Below are 16,089 nucleotides of genomic sequence, written 5' to 3' on the forward strand. Positions count from 1 at the left end.
AATGGGAAAAACTACTGGAATAATATCTTTTGATAGTGGGCGAGGAAATACTATAGAAATTGCATTGATAGAAGTATTAAAACCTTTTAGAATTGATTTAGAGGCAAATAATACAGATAGAAAAGATGGAGTTTTTGGTTTTGATACAATTCCTAAAAAACGAATTGTAGAAAAAAATTACGATAAATTAAAGCAAGAATATAAACCTCTTACCCAAAAGATATTAGGCGAGGAATATATACCAAGTTGGTTAAGTATACGAAAAGAACAAACAGTTGAATTAGAACTTGATTGGTCTAAAAAACGCCGAGCCAAAGACTATACAACTATTTCTTTTGAAGAACACAAAGATTTTACATTTGAACCTAAAAACCTAAAAGATGCTAAAACGGTAAAAATAACTTGTAATAATACTAGTGAAACATCTGCACAAATACTAATAAAGGCAAATAGTGAGTTAGTAGTAGGTGCGTTAAATATTTTTTATAAAGAGCCTAAAAATATTGATTTAGAATGGTGCTTTGTAGAAACTCAAGGAAATAATATAGACTACGAAAAGTTGAAGAAAGGAATTAAAAAAGAAGATTTAAAAAAGCACATTAAAAAGGGGGTAAACCCTGCATTAATTGATATTAACATCAGTAATAATAATCCTCAAATTGTTGATTTAAGTGTTTATACAGAAAGGTTAAAACAACGAGGTATTATAGCATCAAATGATTTAGTAGGTAGTTATATTGTAAATAGTAAAAAAAATAATTTTATAGGTGCTATTTCAATGAAACACAACGAAAGTGTAAATAAATTAAATTTGTATTTTATCAATTTAAAATGTGTAAATCCTAATAATATTAAGGAGGAGGGGGGATTTGATTTAATAGGAGGTTTTTCACCAATAGGTACAGGTAAAGCCTATGTTGTATTAGATGATAATAATGATATAATACCTGAAAACATAGTACACGAATTAATGCACGGATTAGGGCTTAGACATACTTTTGAAGGAACTTATAACTATAAGGACTACAAAACAGATAACTATATGGACTATAAAAACAATAAAAGACATACTTATAAATGGCAATGGGAAAAATTACACGAATATGAAAAACTTAAATAATATACTATACTTATATATTTTATTTTTTTGCTATATACTTTTTAGCTGTTCTTCATTACAAGAAAAAAAGAGTATATCATTTTTCAATCAATGGAGAAATGATACAGAGAGATTTATGCTGAAACATCGCCCCAAAACAGAATTAGAAGAAGATATAAATGAAGTGCTAAATATCGAGTTTTGTTCTCATAACTATTCAAATTCTAAAAAAAAAATCCCTCATTTAGAATATAAAGTTTACCCTGAAAACATAAAAGTAACAATGTATAATTATTTATCTAAGTATTATTTCTTGGAAGATAAGAATATAGTGTTTTATGATTCAATTTTAAAAAATACAATAAATTGTACAAATATTAAAACGCTAATCTTATTTAAAAAATATAAGGACAAACTGCCAAAAAAAAGATTAAAATATGGTTTTGGTGATTTGAATACGGATAAAAATAGAAATAATGCAAAAGTTATATTAACAAAGCATCACAATAGTAAATATTTTAAGCTTTCAGGTAAAAAACCTATAAGCATTGCTATAAATAAAAATAAAGACACTTTAATAATACAAACTATGTCTATCTATTTGGATACACATAAAAGATATATTAAACTAGATAATAAATGGAAATTTGATAAAATATTAATTGAATTAACCGAATAGGAAATATTTTTTATGTTTAGGTAGTCCAGTAAATTACTCGGAATAGTTGAGAATATATTAGTGGATTTTTCAGACTCCGTTCTTGCTTCATTGATTGGAACTGATTTCATTGTGAGTATTTTGGAATATCCAATGGAAAAAGAGTTGAAAATTAATGTTTTGAAAAAAATGGGAAAAGAAACACTAAGGGGTTATGAAATTTCAAAAAACGGATATAGAGAAGTATTTAAATAAAAAACGATTTGCCAACAAAACCTAAACCGCATTAAAACGCAGTTTAGTTAAACCGTTAGGCAACATTAAAACCGAACCCAATGAATACCGTAGCAAAATTATGTATTGGCAAAGGTGAATGGGAACTTCATAATACAGTGATAACATATTATCGTTGCACCCGTGTTACAGGAAGACCAGCCACTGAAACTATGGGAGGTTATGTAGCCGTACGCTTTACTCCAAAAGGCAATGAAGAAATGATGCTAGATTGGATGTTTGCTAACAGAATGGAAGATGGAAAAACAGCATATCCTAGATGTTTATATGTGCTAAAACAAGCTGAAATAGTTTTTTATGAAGGAGATTTTAATGGGCGTATTCTTTTTAAATATAGACTTGAAGATGGTACGGTCATCTATTTTAAAGAAAGTTTTAATACGTTATGGGGAATGGAAACCAGTGTAGTTTTTTCAGCAGCCATACAATATTATAAAGATACATTTTATATAAAATCGTGGCGCGAAAACTGGAAACCGCCAACAAAAAAAGAGTCTCCTTTTCAAGACTTAACTAATACATTTAATGCCATCCCAAAAATTTTATAATGCCTTATTTTATACCATTAGGAATTCCTGATTTCAAAGGAAAAAAAGACAGAGATTTTATACAGGTTTCTTATTTAATTGAAGGAAATGACGCTGTAGAATTAACCATACAAATTAGAGACGGCGGAAAAATTATTTACCAAGAAAAAATAACAGATTCTTCTAAACTAACAAAAGGAGAGCACCGTTGGAAATGGAATGGTTTTGATAGTAATGGTATCTATGATAGCGCTGTTTTTACAACGGCTAAAGATTTAAATATTTATACGATAGCCATAGATAATGAAGAAAATTATAGCAGAAAACGAGTAGAGTTTACAGCTAAGTATAGTGAAGTTAAATGGGTAGATGTTAAAATCAACAAAAGCACCAAACGAATTGATGTAACTCTTCGGGTTAATTTAAAGGATGGTGGAGAAATTGGTACAGAAAAAGATTGCATACAAGTAGGTTCTAGTCAATACTCTTCAATAAAAACAGTTTGCCCTTGGGAGAAAATACCTGAAAAAGATATCAAAAGATATGGAAAACCTCCAATAAAATCAAGAACCAAAAGTTTTAAAGATTTAGAACAATTAGCTTTAGAAGGCTTAAGCTATCATTGGGGAAGAAACAAAAATCATTTTATTGCTAAAAATGTAGATATTAACGGAGAACTTTATGAAGTTTTTGTAAATGCGATTAATACAACAAAAAAGGCAATGGATGATGTAGATTTAATTTTCAACACCAATCATAAATGGATGCGTTCAGGAAATCCAGGAACTGTAGAAGACCCAATCTCTTTTGTAGGAAATATTGTTTCAAGGGAAGCTATTTGTTATAATGTGGGGTATATTAAATATTCAGATGGTTGGGGATATAGAGAAGAAGAAAGTATAACTTCTGGTTTTGGAGAAAATCTAGAATTTATGGATACTTCTGCTCACGAAATTGGTCACACTATTTTAAAAGCCTATGGAGGCACATTTTATAGTTATGGTCATAAAGGAAGTGTGAATACAATAACTCAAAATAAAAAATCAAATGCTCCTAAATTTCCTTTAGAAGGAGAAATTGATATTATGCCTTATCACAAAGAAAATAAATTAGGAAAATGGTATCGGCAATCTAATTATTACAAAAGAAGAGTTGCACATAAAAAAGATGTGTTATCACTAATATGGTTAACAAAATTAAATTTAAAATGAGAAAAGTGTTTTTTTTAATGTTAATAATTTCACTTACCAGTTGCGAAATGACATATCATTCTTACATCTATGATATAGATAAAAAAACTCCAATTGAAAACGTGAAAATATATGATTTTGACAGCTTGATAACAAAAACTGACAAAAATGGACACTTTAAGTTAAATAAAATTAAAGGAAGAGGATTAACTTTTAAAAAAAAAGATTATAAAACCGTTACAATACCAACAATAAGCATACAAAATGGAGAATTTGTTGAAAAAAGTTTTATTGGCGATACTATTTTTTTAATTCACTACGAAAGTAAATACAATAAATATTATGAAAACCAATAACGCTGCCTAACAAAGATGGCTATAAGTAATTGCTACTTTTAGTTGTCTTAAAAGCCTATGGAGGCACGTTTTATTCTTATGGGCATAAAGGAAGTGTAAATACGATAACTCAATCCGAAAGTTCAAACGCAAAAGCATATCCTAAAAAAGGAGAAATGGATATAATGCCATACTATACTGATAACCCTCCACTTTTTGATTATAATCGCTTTATTGCTCACGAAAAAGATATATTAAGTTTACTATGGTTAACCAAATTAGAATTAAAATGAGAATAATAATTTTACTACTCTTATTGTTTTTAAATATTCAATGTAAAACTAAAATTTTAAATTATCAAGGTATCATTGTTGACAAAAACAACATTCCTTTAAATAATTTAACAATTGAAGGTAGAGACCACTCAAATATTAAAGTAACAACAGATAATAATGGCTTTTTTAAACTAAAAGCTAAAAATAATTTTATAGAAACTTTTCTTTACATAAAAAGAGAAGGAAAAAAAATTGATTCTATACAAATCATAAGAACTCACCCAGAATATGGAGTTAAGTTTTATTTTGTTGACAATAGAAAAGATACATTATTTATAAAAAAATAACGTTGCCTAATAAAATACCTCTCATTAAAACGGGGTTTATACAAGCTGTTAACGGAGAACTTTATGAAGTTTTTGTAAATGCGATTAATACAACAAAAAAGGCAATGGATGATGTAGATTTAATTTTCAACACCAATCATAAATGGATGCGTTCAGGAAATCCAGGAACTGTAGAAGACCCAATCTCTTTTGTAGGAAATATTGTTTCAAGGGAAGCTATTTGTTATAATGTGGGGTATATTAAATATTCTAAAAGGTGGAATTACAATCAACCACATAATGAAGATTTAGAATTTAAATTTACATCTGCTCACGAAATTGGTCACACTATTTTAAAAGCCTATGGAGGCACATTTTATAGTTATGGTCATAAAGGAAGTGTCAATACAATAACTCAAAATAAAAAATCAAATGCTCCTAAATTTCCTTTAGAAGGAGAAATTGATATTATGCCTTATCACAAAGAAAATAAATTAGGAAAATGGTATCGGCAATCTAATTATTACAAAAGAAGAGTTGCACATAAAAAAGATGTGTTATCACTAATATGGTTAACAAAATTAAATTTAAAATGAGAAAAATAGTTTTATTTATAATTATGGTTTCATTTTTTATTTCTTGCAGTGAGAAAAAGAAAGAGTATTTTGAGGGTTATGTTTATTACAAAAATAAACCTCTTGAAAATGTAATAATAACAGAAGGTTATCCTAAACCTGATGATATATTTTCCAAAACAGATAGTTTAGGTTATTTTAGATTAAAAAGGTTTTCAATGACATCTGCACACAAATTAACATTTAGTAAAAAAGGATTTAAAACTGATACTGTTCGTTTATTAAGAGGTAGGAATTATCCTCCTATCTATCATCTATTTCTAAGAGAACAAACAGACACTTTATTTATGAAGAAACTAAAATAACGTTGCCTAACAAAGATGGCTATAAGTAATTGCTACTTTTAGCTGTCTTAAAAGCCTATGGAGGCACATTTTATAGTTATGGTCATAAAGGAAGTGTCAATACAATCACTCAATCGGAGAATTCAAAAGCTATAGAGTATCCTAAAAAAAGAGAAATTGATATTATACCTTATTATACTAATTGGTTAGGCTATAATGAAAGAAAACGTATGGTTGCTGCTCAAAAAGATCTATTAAGTTTAATTTGGTTAACAAAAATAGAGTTAAAATGAGAAAAATATTTATATACACATTGTTTATTACTATGATATCTTGTTCTAATAAAATCAAATTTTATCATGGATACATATATGATACAGAAAATAAACCATTAAAAAATATAAAAGTAGAAGAAAATGATAATTTAAAAATGTTTTCTTACACAAATGAAAAAGGGTATTTCAAAATTACTGAAAAAAATACTTTTGGGGGAAATTTAATAGTTTCAAAAAAAAACATCATTCTTGATACAATATATACAGTGTACTCAAGTCATGGGGAAAAATTAAATTACCGTTTTACTAATGGTAGAAATGATACTTTGTTTTTGAGCAAAGAGAAAATAACGCTGCCTAACAAAGATGGCTATAAGTAATTGCTACTTTTAGCTGTCTTAAAAGCCTATGGAGGCACATTTTATAGTTATGGTCATAAGGGAAGCGTAAATACAATCACTCAATCGGAGAATTCAAAAGCTATAGAGTATCCTAAAAAAGGAGAAATTGATATTATGCCTTATTATACTAATTGGTTAAGCTACAATCAAAGAAATAGAATGGTTGCAGCTATGAAAGATGTATTAAGTTTAATTTGGTTAACCAAATTAGAGTTAAAATGAGAATTATATTTTTATTAGTTTCGATACTTATTATAAGTTCGTGTAGAACAAAACCGAAGTTTTACAGAGGCTATGTGTTTTACGATAAAAAACCTCTATTGAACGTAATTGTAAGAAAAGATAATCTTAATGAATCTACGCAAACTGATTCTACTGGTTTTTTTAAACTACCTAAAGAGCCAAACTCTATACATTTATTAATTTTCGAAAAAACAGGATTTATAACTGACACTATTTCTTCAGTATGGACTCAGCACGGTGAAAAAGTTAATTATACTTTTTTAAACAAAACTATCGATACAATATTTTTAAGAAAAATAACGCTGCCTAACAAAGATAGCTATAAGTAATTGCTACTTTTAGTTGTCTTAAAAGCCTATGGAGGTACATTTTATTCTTACGGACATAAGGAGAGTGTCAATACAATCACTCAATCGGAGAATTCAAAAGCTATAGAGTATCCTAAAAAAGGAGAAATGGATATAGTGCCATACTATACTGATAACCCTCCACTTTTTGATTATAATCTCTTTATTGCTCACGAAAAAGATATATTAAGTTTACTATGGTTAACTAAATTAGAATTAAAATGATGAAAAGACTACTAATTATTATTTTCTTTATAGCTATAAGTTGTAAAGAAGAGCTAAGTGACAATTATAGAGGTTATGTGTTTAACTTAAAAAAAGAACCTATACAAAATGTAAAAATTTATGAACGGAGGGATTCAACGAAATATGTATTTACCAAAAAAAATGGATATTTTTCATTAAAACCAAGAAGTTTAAATTTTGTTGATGATTTAATCTTTGAAAAAGAAGGCTATATTACTGATACAGTTTATTCTTATTCAGCGACTAGAAAGCGTAATAAAACTCATTTTTTAACGAATCGGTCTGATACTCTTTTCATCGAAGAAATTAAACCAATAGCGTTGCCTAACAAAGATGGCTATAAGTAATTGCTACTTTTAGCTGTCTTAAAAGCCTATGGAGGCACGTTTTATTCTTATGGTCATAAGGGAAGCGTAAATACAATCACTTAATTGGAGAATTCAAAAGCTATAGAGTATCCTAAAACAGGAGAAATAGATATTATGCCTTATTATACTAATTGGTTAGGCTATAATGAAAGAAAACGTATGGTTGCTGCTCAAAAAGATCTATTAAGTTTAATTTGGTTAACAAAAATAGAGTTAAAATGAGAAAAATATTTATATACACATTGTTTATTACTATGATATCTTGTTCTAATAAAATCAAATTTTATCATGGATACATATATGATACAGAAAATAAACCATTAAAAAATATAAAAGTAGAAGAAAATGATAATTTAAAAATGTTTTCTTACACAAATCTTGCATAAACTAAGATAAACAATTATTCTATATCTTCAACTTGTGCAACAGGCACAATGGCTATAGGTACTTGCTACTTCCCCACTACTTATGAAAATCCTCTCGGATTTTCAATCCTAAGTTTTTTCTTAGAAAATTTATTCCTAAATTCACGCAAAAACTAATAGCCTAGACCGTTACAAATAATACTGAATAAGATTATGGGATATTACTCAAAGTATACCGACAGAATGGATATTCATATTGAAGAAAGTCGAGGAACAATTTTAATAAAACAAAAATGGAGATATTCTTGGCTGAATGCAATGAATACCTCACGATGGACTTATTCAGAGAAGCAAGATTTTCATAAAAAAGTAGATAATTTGATTTGGAATAGTTGGGGAGAACACTTCTTTTTAAAAGTTAAAGGAACTTCTAATTTTGCAACAAGAAATGCAAAGAAAAGATAGGATGTAAATTTTGATATTGAATGGGTGCCTTATGGAGAACATTGGAAAGTGAATGTGACTAAATATCCTTTTAATTATATAGGAAACCCAAGGAGTAAAGTAAAATGGTATCAGAAAGAAATTATCCTTGATACAAAAGATACTTCATTACGAAAAAGATTAAGACAAGGAAGTAATTATTACCAATACCCTGTAGTTCATGAATTTGGACATACCGCTGGAAATTCAGTTGCTGTTGGACATGGGGATGAATATAACCCTTCAAGTGCGTATTTATCTGATAAATATAGTATAATGAATATTGGAAATGAGTTGCGGGATAGACATCTGGATTATATTTTACAAGAATTAAACACATTGATTTCTAATACTAGATTCAGCAAATATTAATTTTTATGAAAAAAGTTACATATCTGTTTATTTATATTATTATAAATAATTGCAATCATAAGAAGGATAATAATTTGAATAATCCTATTATTAATTATCAGATTAATAAGACAGAAATGCAATATATAAATACAGATAGCCTTATTTACAATGATTTTATGCTTTTTGATAAAAAAAGGGCGATAAATAAATATGGGAAGCCATATTCTCAAGAACTGTTTATATTAGATGATGCTCAAGGGGAATTTAGAAACGGTATTTCAGATGCATTCAATGAAAAAGAAAGACAGAGTGAATCAATCATAATAGAAGAACTAACATGGGAAAAAAATAAAAATACTTGGGTGACAGTTTGGTATCAATTAATTGGAAATAAAACTATTCCTAAAGATACTCTTACATGGGAAAAAGACACTGATTTTTAAAGAAGTACTATTTGTAACAAAGGTAACCGTTGCACAAGCCTATAATTTTACGAAAATAGATATAAAACCAAGCCTTTATTAGAGCTTTTATTTTTTTTAGGAGACCTTCAAAAACTAAAATAGAATGAACTCAAAACCGACCGCTGTTTGTTTTTAAAGACGTTTGTATTGAATAAAATGAAAAATGATACTCTATGGTCACTTTTTACCTTTTTTGGTATAAAATTTAGGTACTTCTTTAGGTTATAAGCGATGGCAGCCATATGCATTACCTTATTTGCTTGTATGAAACCAATAGTATTTATTTTTCGTAACCCCATGAACTGGGTTAGTGTCCCAAAGACAGGCTCTACAGTACTTTGTCTTGTGGCTTTCATTTTTCGTCCTAGTGGACTTTTTCTTCATCGAGATCATAACCTAATAAAGTATAAAATATCTAAGCGCATGCTACAATGAAATATTAACTTACGATCACTAATAATATTCTCTAAATAGCCCACTAAACAAAGTTTGAAAAAAACAACTGGATCAATACTTTTTTGACCGCTTGTACCATAATACTCTTTGGTAGATGAATACAAATAAACTAAATTTAAAACTGCTGCTAAGCGCCTATAAAAGTTTGTTTTAGGTACTCGGTCACTTCATTGAAAGTTGTGAAATAATTTCTCTTGGTAGATTTTCTTGCCTTGCATAAACTAAGATAAACAATTATTCCATATCTTCAACTTGTGCAACAGGCACAATGGCTATAGGTACTTGCTACTTCCCCACTACTTATGAAAATCCTCGCGGATTTTCAATTCTAAGTTTTTTCTTAGAAAATTTATTCCTAAATTCACGCAAAAACTAATAGCCTAGACCGTTGTGTTTCATGACAAAAACGATAGATGAAGAATTCAAAAATTAAAATAAATATTGGAATAATTGGATACTTACCATTTGAATTTGACAAAGAACTTATTAAAAATCATAGTTCTGATATATTTGAAATAGTAGGTGAAATAGATGATTATCACTTTAATGGAGACTCAGATACGGAATTTTGGGGATATAGTGATCGATTACTTAATGATGAAATCCCTACTAACTCTGAAGCAGACTTTTTTATTGGGATTACCTATGTTCCGATTGAAGACAATTACTATGCAAGACGACTTGAAAATAACAGAATTGTTTTGTCATATTATGAAATGTACCAAATCTTAAAAGATGGTAATATTCCTCTTGAAAACTTACTGTTAAGAGTTCTGTATGCATATAGTTTAGTCTATTTAAGACAAAATAATACCATTCCACCACAAAGGGAATTTTTGGGCTTCACTCATGATGATACAAGAGGCTGTTTGTTTGATATGAATGGAAACAAAACTGACGTTTTATTTTCTGTTGATAAACCAGTAATTTGTGACGATTGTACAACTAGGCTTAGACAAGAGAAGGTTTCAGATAATAAAATATCTAAAATCAAAACAGAAATTAAAGGAATAAGAAAAAAGAAGTTCTATAAAATAGCGGACTTCGTAAAAGCTAAACCAATTTTAGCCATTTTTATTTCTGCTCTTTTTGGTATCGTATTAAGCATATTAGCAGCAGTAATATTTGAACTAACAATTAAAGATTATATCTCAACTGATAAGAGTATTGAATTAAAACCGAAAGTTGACAATATTGAGTTGAAATAAAAACACGAAAACACAACAAAATGTATAGTGTATAGCTTCCTAACGTCAGCTACGACACCATACACAAATCGTTGGCATTCATTAAAAAAACGAACAAAATTATGGCTATATCAATAGACTCAATAGAAACTTACAACGATATTTAAACGGTGTTTTGGATAGAGCAGACCATCACGCAGGAAATGTTGAAGGAGTTTCATTAGCCCTTTTAGGTGCAATAGTTTGGAAATCCGACAAGGAAATTGAAGTAAGGGAATATAATGGAAGTCCAGCAAATATGATTTGGTTTTGGGTGGATGGAAATAGATATGCTATGTCCTACAATCATTCAACAGAACAAATAGAACTTAAAGAAAGAACTCATAAAGGTGGAGTATTACATTCATTTGACAATACGACATCATACCAAGAGATTATTGAAATATTTAACAATTTATAGAATATGAACCCATTATTATTAATCGGAGTAGCAATAGGATTAGGAAAGTTATTGGTTAAAGCCTTTAGCAGTAATTCTGAATTTGAAGAAATTGAACATAAAGACATTTATAAAAATTTTCTGATTGACCAAGACGATGACGAATTAACTGATACGGTTTTAAAACAAAAAATTACTTACTCAATTAATAGGCTAATAAAAGAAACTAAAGGATTTAAAATTGGAAAATCAGGTAATCCAAAAGCAAGAACTTCAAACCATAAGAAATATGACAAAATGTTTCTTCTTTGTGGAAGTAGTGATAAGGAATTAATAAACACTTTAGAATCTCACTACAATACAAAGTATATAAAAGATAAAAAGAACGACAATAAAAAAGAAGGAAGTGCAGGTGTTGCTGTTGCTGTAAACGAAAAATACTACCTTTATCTTGTAACACGAAAAAAATAACGAAATGCCAACAAAAGTAACCGTTGCACAAGCCTATAATTTTACGAAAATAGATATAAAACTAAGCCCTTTTTAGGGCTTTTATTTTTTTAGGAGACCTTCAAAAACTAAAATAGAATGAGCTCAAAACCGACCGCTGTTTGTTTTTAAAGACGTTTGTATTGAATAAAATCAAAAATGATACTCTATGGTCACTTTTTACCTTTTTTGTTATAAAATTTAAGTATTTCTTTAGGTTATAAGCGATGGCAGCCATATGCATTACCTTATTTGCTTGTATTAAACCAATAGTATTTATTTTTCGTAATCCCATGAACTGGGTTAGTGTCCCAAAAACAGGCTCTACAGTACTTTTTAGGTACTCGGTCACTTCATTGAAAGTTGTGAAATAGTTTCTCTTGGTAGCTTTTCTTGCCTTGCATAAACTAAGATAAACAATTATTCAATATCTTCGACTTTTGCAACAGGCACAATGTATATAAAAAATAGGCGATACAGCAATAAAATCGAAGGTTTTGGCTCGTATCAAACTTTGTTCTTAACCGAAAGTTTCGTGCTTCGAAATTGCCTACTTTTCATATACCAACCGTTGTGTGCAATTTGCCTACATTACCAAGATTTGGTATATTTGAATAAAATTTAATTCAAAATGGGAAAAAACACATCAATATCACTCGGAAATCATTTTGAGGATTTTATCAGAGAAGAAGTAAAATCTGGAAGATATGGTTCCGTTAGCGAAGTAATTCGTTCCGCATTACGTTTATTGGAACGAGAAGAAAAAAAAGAAAGAGAACTGATTAAAGCTCTTGAAGTTGGAGAAAATAGCGGATTTGTTGAAAATTTTGACCCAAAACAACATCTGAAAGAATTACATCGGAAACACTTATGAGTAAAAACAAATATCGCATAAGTCAACAAGCGATTGAGGATTTAGATAACATTTGGATTTATACACTTAACAAATGGTCTAAAGAACAAGCTGATAGATATTACGACTTGATAATTACGGAGATTGAATTTATTGCTGATAACTTTATGACAGGAAAGTCAGCAGAACAAACTCGAAAGAATTATCGAGTGACTAAGATAAAATCACATCTGATTTTTTATAGAAAAATGGAAAATGATATTGTGGAAATTGTTAGAGTTTTACACCAACGAATGGATGTTAAAAAGCGACTGAAATAAAAAAACTGCACACAACAAAGGTAACCGTTGCACAAGCCTATAATTTTACGAAAATAGATATAAAACCAAGCCCTTTTTAGGACTTTTGTTTTTTTAGGAGACCTTCAAAAACTAAAATAGAATGAGTTCAAAACCAACCGCTGTTTGTTTTTAAAGACGTTTGTATTGAATAAAATCAAAAATGATACTCTATGGTCACTTTGTACCTTTTTTGTTATAAAATTTAAGTACTCTTTCCCGCAAGCGTGATAAGCGCTTATATCTGTAATTACATGATTAGCGCTATCTATCGTTAACTAACTCAGGTAATTTAATTTTCTTGCCTTACCTGGCTTTACACTTATACGGGCATCTGGATCTGTGGGACTGTAATGGGTTTTGTTGCTAGTATATTTACTGTTTTTATTTCCTGCACCAACCTTGTAATTTTGTTCGTTAGCCCACTTTTTATTGCGAGATTTTATAGCTTGTAATGCTGATTTGTTAGCGGTGATCGTTTTCTCAAAGCCAAGAAGCCTTGTTAATTTTGGCTTTTCTAAAATTGGGTTAATCTGCTATGCTTATATGTCTTATTAGCCGCAATATGTGACTCTAGGTCCTGTTCTGGTACTTTTAATTCCAAGCTATCCATAGAAGCATTAGCTTTTACAGGAGCAGAATCGATTGCTTGGGTATTTCCTTTTCGTATGCACATGAGGGAATACATTTTCAAATACTTCTTTTAATCTTCTGTAAAAATTATGAACAAGAATATGATCGTTAAGTTGAAAGTTACTAAATAATTTTACTTGATATATTTTAATGCCTTGCATAGTAAAAGTCACTAAATATTTATACTTTTAACAAAAATTGCGCAACAGACACGTCGTATAAAATTAATTGCTAGTGCAATCCTACTTACGAAAATTTTCGCAGATTTTCTATTCGGTTTGTATTTGCTAAGTATGTTGTTTAAAACACGTAACTAATCTTATGCAAACACGTTGTGTGTAATATTAAGTCACTATTAAAAACTAATCAAAAATTAAAGCGAAACAAGTTGATGAATAATATGTCTGAATCGAGAAAAAACTTTACCGAGAATATAAATCGAAATAAATTAAAAGATCATGTACTCAGTTTTAAAGAAGCAAAGGATCAGTTTTATGATCCTAAAGTTCATACTGATTGGGAAGAAAAAGTGATTTTTATATCAGAAGATAAGCCTGCAAAATGGTGTGTTTTCCGAATCTATATAGATGAAGAGGATTATTCTATTTATACTTTTTCTGATGGAAATGGAAATATTGCATTACCAAATGAAGAGGCAAAAGAGCTTGATATTGATATTATTTACTCTAGCGATGAGTCAACCTTTAATGAAATTTTTGGAGAAGTAAAAGAACAACAATCTCAAAAAACAAAATGGAAATATGAAGTTGGAGGTCTTATATTAGCATTGCTAATTGGTTATATTTCGTTTATTCTACCAGGTCAAATACGACAATACAAACTCCAAAAGGAACAAGAACTAATTTCTAATGTAATTGCAAAACCATATGCTGATTATGAAAATTACAGAAGTCAAATAGTTAATAGAGTACATTCTCTAGAAGAAGAAAATCCATTTATTTATGTATATACGAACGATACCGAACCATTAGATTTTTGCATTTTACCAAATCTTCAAGTTTACCAAAACAACAACAGTTACTCCCCTGATTTTAGTATCAAACAAATGCAAGCAGATGATTTAAAATGGTTTATTGATAATGAAGACACTAAAGGATACGATATTTGGCTTAATACCAATAGAGTAGAAATTGTTATAGGAAGATTAAATAAAAATAAAGGAACAGACTTAAACGTTTCGATGACTTACTTTTATTCAAAAAAAACAAAAGAACACCTCAAAAAACAAGCTAAAAAGAGAAATGAACGTCGATTACTGAATTATACAAGAAGAGAAAATCTTGACTCTATTCAAACTGCAAGAGTAATCGTTCCTACAAAAATTAAAGAAAAGCCTAAAAATAATTTGGGAAATATGCTAATGAGATTTGATGAAAAAATAATTCAGTCAGCAATCAAACAGAAAAACCCAACACAGAAAATTTATCTTTCATTTTATTCCAAGAATGCTACAAAAGAAGAATTAGAAAGTAAAATTGAGGAATTTGAGAAACTATTTTATGATGGTAAGAAATCTAAAGATTATAAGATTAGAAAAGTTTATCTAAAAAAGTAAAAATGTTTTATCAATTTAATTATTATATATCGAATAATTAATCAGTTCGAAAAAGGGGAAGCCTACAACTAATCTTATACATCAACGCTACCGCAAATATTGAAAAACGAAAACAAAATAATAAATATTGATGCAACGTCAATAAAAACCAAATCTACTTTAGAAAAGCTGTCTAAACTGAAACCAGCTGGTACAAAGTTAATTTTGGAATCTAAATCGGATTTAATAGAACTAATAAAACTGACTTTATTCGATTTGACTTTAAAAAAAGTATTGGTAATAAAGAAAAAATTAAAAAAATCTCATCCGAGAGACCCTTATTTAAGAGAATATATAATTGTGGAAACTGGAAAAAATTTCTCCAAATATTCACCTGATAAGTTCGAAAAGTATTTCACCAATATAATTGACAATGACAGTTATTATCATCTAAGGTCTTATGTAAACACAATCTTTAAAGAAATATCTTCAGAATACAAATACAAGAAAGAGATAATAAGTAATTTAGAAATCAGAACTCTTTTTAAAGACAACTTGATTTTAAGTATTTTGTCATATCTATCAATTAATAAAAAAGGAAAAGAGTTTAAAAAAGAGGTGAAAAAATACTTAGATGAAGTAGATAGTCATATCCCAGACTTGATTGAAAATAAGCCTGAAAAAGCTTTACAATTGATACTTTTTTTAAAAGGCAATATTTTTTTATTGAATAATTTGAAATTTGAACTTTTAGAAAAACTTAAATTAGTAGAAACAAAACAAATGAATCATTCAGATGATTATTATTACGATTGGCTGCGGGATAGCACAAACTTGGATTCTAATTTGATTTCTGAAATAACAGAAATGGTACATTCTATTGATGACTATGTTAATTTTAGTAGCGGAAGTGATTTGGATAGTGGTTATGATTTTGATTATTAAAAAATACTTGTAGTAGCAATGGCTA

General features: G+C 28.8%; 29 protein-coding genes and 2 pseudogenes. 27 read left to right on the forward strand and 4 right to left on the reverse strand.

Features of this window, described 5'->3' with window-relative positions:
* Position 1 precedes the first annotated feature (1 nt).
* The 20 genes from MARIT_RS15785 to MARIT_RS00235 all read left to right on the forward strand — a co-directional run bounded on the left by MARIT_RS15785 (position 2) and on the right by MARIT_RS00235 (position 9,148).
* On the forward strand, positions 2 to 1,120 hold the full coding sequence (locus MARIT_RS15785) for a zinc metalloprotease (protein ID WP_231975168.1): 1,119 nt from the start codon (positions 2 to 4) through the stop codon (positions 1,118 to 1,120).
* Positions 1,104 to 1,778, forward strand: coding sequence for a hypothetical protein (locus tag MARIT_RS00155; protein WP_024742545.1), 675 nt, complete (start codon positions 1,104 to 1,106; stop codon positions 1,776 to 1,778). The genes MARIT_RS15785 and MARIT_RS00155 overlap by 17 nt, the downstream gene beginning before the upstream one ends.
* A 60-nt stretch (positions 1,779 to 1,838) precedes the next feature.
* Positions 1,839 to 2,012, forward strand: a complete 174-nt coding sequence (locus tag MARIT_RS15360) for a hypothetical protein (RefSeq protein WP_157926151.1) — start codon at positions 1,839 to 1,841, stop codon at positions 2,010 to 2,012.
* A gap of 80 nt (positions 2,013 to 2,092) precedes the next feature.
* Positions 2,093 to 2,599, forward strand: a complete 507-nt coding sequence (tssD, locus tag MARIT_RS00160) for a type VI secretion system tube protein TssD (protein WP_100210460.1) — start codon at positions 2,093 to 2,095, stop codon at positions 2,597 to 2,599.
* The gene (locus MARIT_RS00165) at positions 2,599 to 3,789 is read left to right on the forward strand and encodes a hypothetical protein (protein ID WP_100210461.1); all 1,191 of its coding nucleotides are present in this window, start codon (positions 2,599 to 2,601) and stop codon (positions 3,787 to 3,789) included. Before tssD ends, MARIT_RS00165 begins: the two co-directional genes overlap by 1 nt.
* 47 nt (positions 3,790 to 3,836) lie before the next feature.
* On the forward strand, positions 3,837 to 4,124 hold the full coding sequence (locus tag MARIT_RS00170; protein ID WP_136437606.1) for a hypothetical protein: 288 nt from the start codon (positions 3,837 to 3,839) through the stop codon (positions 4,122 to 4,124).
* A gap of 29 nt (positions 4,125 to 4,153) precedes the next feature.
* Positions 4,154 to 4,396 carry a hypothetical protein gene (locus MARIT_RS00175; protein ID WP_100210463.1) on the forward strand — a complete coding sequence of 81 codons (243 nt, stop codon included), beginning with the start codon at positions 4,154 to 4,156 and terminating at the stop codon, positions 4,394 to 4,396.
* Complete coding sequence (locus MARIT_RS00180) at positions 4,393 to 4,725, forward strand: hypothetical protein (RefSeq protein ID WP_136437610.1); 333 nt, start codon at positions 4,393 to 4,395, stop codon at positions 4,723 to 4,725. Before MARIT_RS00175 ends, MARIT_RS00180 begins: the two co-directional genes overlap by 4 nt.
* A gap of 2 nt (positions 4,726 to 4,727) precedes the next feature.
* Positions 4,728 to 5,300 carry a hypothetical protein gene (locus MARIT_RS00185; protein WP_100210465.1) on the forward strand — a complete coding sequence of 191 codons (573 nt, stop codon included), beginning with the start codon at positions 4,728 to 4,730 and terminating at the stop codon, positions 5,298 to 5,300.
* On the forward strand, positions 5,297 to 5,644 hold the full coding sequence (locus tag MARIT_RS00190; RefSeq protein ID WP_136438968.1) for a hypothetical protein: 348 nt from the start codon (positions 5,297 to 5,299) through the stop codon (positions 5,642 to 5,644). Before MARIT_RS00185 ends, MARIT_RS00190 begins: the two co-directional genes overlap by 4 nt.
* Before the next feature lie 29 nt (positions 5,645 to 5,673).
* Entirely contained in the window at positions 5,674 to 5,916 is a 243-nt protein-coding gene (locus tag MARIT_RS00195) for a hypothetical protein (protein ID WP_100210467.1), read from the forward strand.
* Complete coding sequence (locus MARIT_RS00200; protein ID WP_100210468.1) at positions 5,913 to 6,278, forward strand: hypothetical protein; 366 nt, start codon at positions 5,913 to 5,915, stop codon at positions 6,276 to 6,278. Before MARIT_RS00195 ends, MARIT_RS00200 begins: the two co-directional genes overlap by 4 nt.
* A complete protein-coding gene (locus MARIT_RS00205; protein ID WP_100210469.1) occupies positions 6,279 to 6,521 on the forward strand; it encodes a hypothetical protein in 243 nt (80 codons plus the stop codon).
* The gene (locus MARIT_RS00210; RefSeq protein WP_100210470.1) at positions 6,518 to 6,871 is read left to right on the forward strand and encodes a hypothetical protein; all 354 of its coding nucleotides are present in this window, start codon (positions 6,518 to 6,520) and stop codon (positions 6,869 to 6,871) included. Before MARIT_RS00205 ends, MARIT_RS00210 begins: the two co-directional genes overlap by 4 nt.
* Positions 6,872 to 7,114, forward strand: coding sequence for a hypothetical protein (locus MARIT_RS00215; RefSeq protein ID WP_100210471.1), 243 nt, complete (start codon positions 6,872 to 6,874; stop codon positions 7,112 to 7,114). It abuts the gene before it with no gap.
* Positions 7,111 to 7,482: a hypothetical protein gene (locus MARIT_RS00220; protein WP_157926153.1), complete on the forward strand. Its 372-nt coding sequence runs from the start codon at positions 7,111 to 7,113 to the stop codon at positions 7,480 to 7,482. Before MARIT_RS00215 ends, MARIT_RS00220 begins: the two co-directional genes overlap by 4 nt.
* A gap of 84 nt (positions 7,483 to 7,566) precedes the next feature.
* Positions 7,567 to 7,725 (forward strand): hypothetical protein, encoded by a 159-nt coding sequence (locus MARIT_RS15365; RefSeq protein WP_157926154.1) that lies wholly within the window; start codon positions 7,567 to 7,569, stop codon positions 7,723 to 7,725.
* A gap of 386 nt (positions 7,726 to 8,111) precedes the next feature.
* On the forward strand, positions 8,112 to 8,333 hold the full coding sequence (locus MARIT_RS00225) for a hypothetical protein (protein ID WP_024742585.1): 222 nt from the start codon (positions 8,112 to 8,114) through the stop codon (positions 8,331 to 8,333).
* 24 nt (positions 8,334 to 8,357) lie between these two features.
* Positions 8,358 to 8,723, forward strand: coding sequence for a hypothetical protein (locus MARIT_RS00230; protein WP_024742586.1), 366 nt, complete (start codon positions 8,358 to 8,360; stop codon positions 8,721 to 8,723).
* A 5-nt stretch (positions 8,724 to 8,728) separates the two neighbouring features.
* Positions 8,729 to 9,148: a hypothetical protein gene (locus MARIT_RS00235; RefSeq protein ID WP_024742587.1), complete on the forward strand. Its 420-nt coding sequence runs from the start codon at positions 8,729 to 8,731 to the stop codon at positions 9,146 to 9,148.
* 107 nt (positions 9,149 to 9,255) lie between these two features.
* Here MARIT_RS00235 and MARIT_RS00240 read toward each other — a convergent pair whose 3' ends face one another.
* Entirely contained in the window at positions 9,256 to 9,525 is a 270-nt protein-coding gene (locus MARIT_RS00240) for a transposase (RefSeq protein WP_100210473.1), read from the reverse strand.
* Positions 9,526 to 9,545: 20 nt separating this feature from the next.
* Positions 9,546 to 9,843: pseudogene (locus MARIT_RS16215) on the reverse strand (transposase); the annotation flags it as partial.
* Positions 9,844 to 10,038: 195 nt separating this feature from the next.
* Between MARIT_RS16215 and MARIT_RS00250 the strand changes: the two are divergent.
* The 3 genes from MARIT_RS00250 (at position 10,039) to MARIT_RS00260 (ending at position 11,722) form a co-directional block, all read left to right on the forward strand.
* Positions 10,039 to 10,833, forward strand: a complete 795-nt coding sequence (locus MARIT_RS00250; protein ID WP_024742561.1) for a hypothetical protein — start codon at positions 10,039 to 10,041, stop codon at positions 10,831 to 10,833.
* A 109-nt stretch (positions 10,834 to 10,942) separates the two neighbouring features.
* Positions 10,943 to 11,272 (forward strand): hypothetical protein, encoded by a 330-nt coding sequence (locus MARIT_RS00255; protein WP_262509193.1) that lies wholly within the window; start codon positions 10,943 to 10,945, stop codon positions 11,270 to 11,272.
* A gap of 3 nt (positions 11,273 to 11,275) precedes the next feature.
* A complete protein-coding gene (locus MARIT_RS00260) occupies positions 11,276 to 11,722 on the forward strand; it encodes a hypothetical protein (protein ID WP_024742562.1) in 447 nt (148 codons plus the stop codon).
* A gap of 193 nt (positions 11,723 to 11,915) precedes the next feature.
* On the opposite strand, the pseudogene MARIT_RS16220 reads toward MARIT_RS00260, so the two are convergent.
* Positions 11,916 to 12,077 (reverse strand): annotated as a pseudogene (locus MARIT_RS16220) (transposase); the annotation flags it as partial.
* Between the two features lie 294 nt (positions 12,078 to 12,371).
* Here MARIT_RS16220 and MARIT_RS00270 point away from each other — a divergent pair.
* The gene (locus MARIT_RS00270) at positions 12,372 to 12,614 is read left to right on the forward strand and encodes a type II toxin-antitoxin system ParD family antitoxin (protein WP_024742610.1); all 243 of its coding nucleotides are present in this window, start codon (positions 12,372 to 12,374) and stop codon (positions 12,612 to 12,614) included.
* Entirely contained in the window at positions 12,611 to 12,913 is a 303-nt protein-coding gene (locus tag MARIT_RS00275) for a type II toxin-antitoxin system RelE/ParE family toxin (protein WP_024742611.1), read from the forward strand. The genes MARIT_RS00270 and MARIT_RS00275 overlap by 4 nt, the downstream gene beginning before the upstream one ends.
* A gap of 535 nt (positions 12,914 to 13,448) precedes the next feature.
* On the opposite strand, the gene MARIT_RS15370 is transcribed toward MARIT_RS00275, so the two are convergent.
* Positions 13,449 to 13,607, reverse strand: coding sequence for a hypothetical protein (locus MARIT_RS15370; protein WP_157926155.1), 159 nt, complete (start codon positions 13,605 to 13,607; stop codon positions 13,449 to 13,451).
* Between the two features lie 348 nt (positions 13,608 to 13,955).
* Between MARIT_RS15370 and MARIT_RS00280 the strand changes: the two genes are divergently transcribed.
* Together MARIT_RS00280 and MARIT_RS00285 are read left to right on the forward strand one after the other, a co-directional pair.
* Positions 13,956 to 15,140 carry a hypothetical protein gene (locus MARIT_RS00280; RefSeq protein WP_024742007.1) on the forward strand — a complete coding sequence of 395 codons (1,185 nt, stop codon included), beginning with the start codon at positions 13,956 to 13,958 and terminating at the stop codon, positions 15,138 to 15,140.
* Between the two features lie 99 nt (positions 15,141 to 15,239).
* Positions 15,240 to 16,064: a hypothetical protein gene (locus tag MARIT_RS00285; RefSeq protein ID WP_024742008.1), complete on the forward strand. Its 825-nt coding sequence runs from the start codon at positions 15,240 to 15,242 to the stop codon at positions 16,062 to 16,064.
* The last annotated feature ends 25 nt before the right edge of the window (positions 16,065 to 16,089 follow it).

This window comes from Tenacibaculum maritimum NCIMB 2154 (assembly GCF_900119795.1).
Lineage (GTDB): Bacteria > Bacteroidota > Bacteroidia > Flavobacteriales > Flavobacteriaceae > Polaribacter > Polaribacter maritimus.

Coding starts and splice junctions, on each gene's coding strand:
- MARIT_RS00275 (WP_024742611.1), top strand. CDS start 12,611: ATGAGTAAAAACAAATATCGCATAAGTCAACAAGCGATTGAGGATTTA.
- MARIT_RS00225 (WP_024742585.1), top strand. CDS start 8,112: ATGGATATTCATATTGAAGAAAGTCGAGGAACAATTTTAATAAAACAA.
- MARIT_RS00180 (WP_136437610.1), top strand. CDS start 4,393: ATGAGAATAATAATTTTACTACTCTTATTGTTTTTAAATATTCAATGT.
- MARIT_RS15785 (WP_231975168.1), top strand. CDS start 2: ATGGGAAAAACTACTGGAATAATATCTTTTGATAGTGGGCGAGGAAAT.
- MARIT_RS00280 (WP_024742007.1), top strand. CDS start 13,956: ATGAATAATATGTCTGAATCGAGAAAAAACTTTACCGAGAATATAAAT.
- MARIT_RS00260 (WP_024742562.1), top strand. CDS start 11,276: ATGAACCCATTATTATTAATCGGAGTAGCAATAGGATTAGGAAAGTTA.
- MARIT_RS15370 (WP_157926155.1), bottom strand. CDS start 13,607: ATGTGCATACGAAAAGGAAATACCCAAGCAATCGATTCTGCTCCTGTA.
- MARIT_RS00155 (WP_024742545.1), top strand. CDS start 1,104: ATGAAAAACTTAAATAATATACTATACTTATATATTTTATTTTTTTGC.
- tssD (WP_100210460.1), top strand. CDS start 2,093: ATGAATACCGTAGCAAAATTATGTATTGGCAAAGGTGAATGGGAACTT.
- MARIT_RS00200 (WP_100210468.1), top strand. CDS start 5,913: ATGAGAAAAATATTTATATACACATTGTTTATTACTATGATATCTTGT.
- MARIT_RS00235 (WP_024742587.1), top strand. CDS start 8,729: ATGAAAAAAGTTACATATCTGTTTATTTATATTATTATAAATAATTGC.
- MARIT_RS00220 (WP_157926153.1), top strand. CDS start 7,111: ATGATGAAAAGACTACTAATTATTATTTTCTTTATAGCTATAAGTTGT.
- MARIT_RS00190 (WP_136438968.1), top strand. CDS start 5,297: ATGAGAAAAATAGTTTTATTTATAATTATGGTTTCATTTTTTATTTCT.
- MARIT_RS00270 (WP_024742610.1), top strand. CDS start 12,372: ATGGGAAAAAACACATCAATATCACTCGGAAATCATTTTGAGGATTTT.
- MARIT_RS00210 (WP_100210470.1), top strand. CDS start 6,518: ATGAGAATTATATTTTTATTAGTTTCGATACTTATTATAAGTTCGTGT.
- MARIT_RS00250 (WP_024742561.1), top strand. CDS start 10,039: ATGAAGAATTCAAAAATTAAAATAAATATTGGAATAATTGGATACTTA.
- MARIT_RS00240 (WP_100210473.1), bottom strand. CDS start 9,525: ATGAAAGCCACAAGACAAAGTACTGTAGAGCCTGTCTTTGGGACACTA.
- MARIT_RS00165 (WP_100210461.1), top strand. CDS start 2,599: ATGCCTTATTTTATACCATTAGGAATTCCTGATTTCAAAGGAAAAAAA.
- MARIT_RS00170 (WP_136437606.1), top strand. CDS start 3,837: ATGACATATCATTCTTACATCTATGATATAGATAAAAAAACTCCAATT.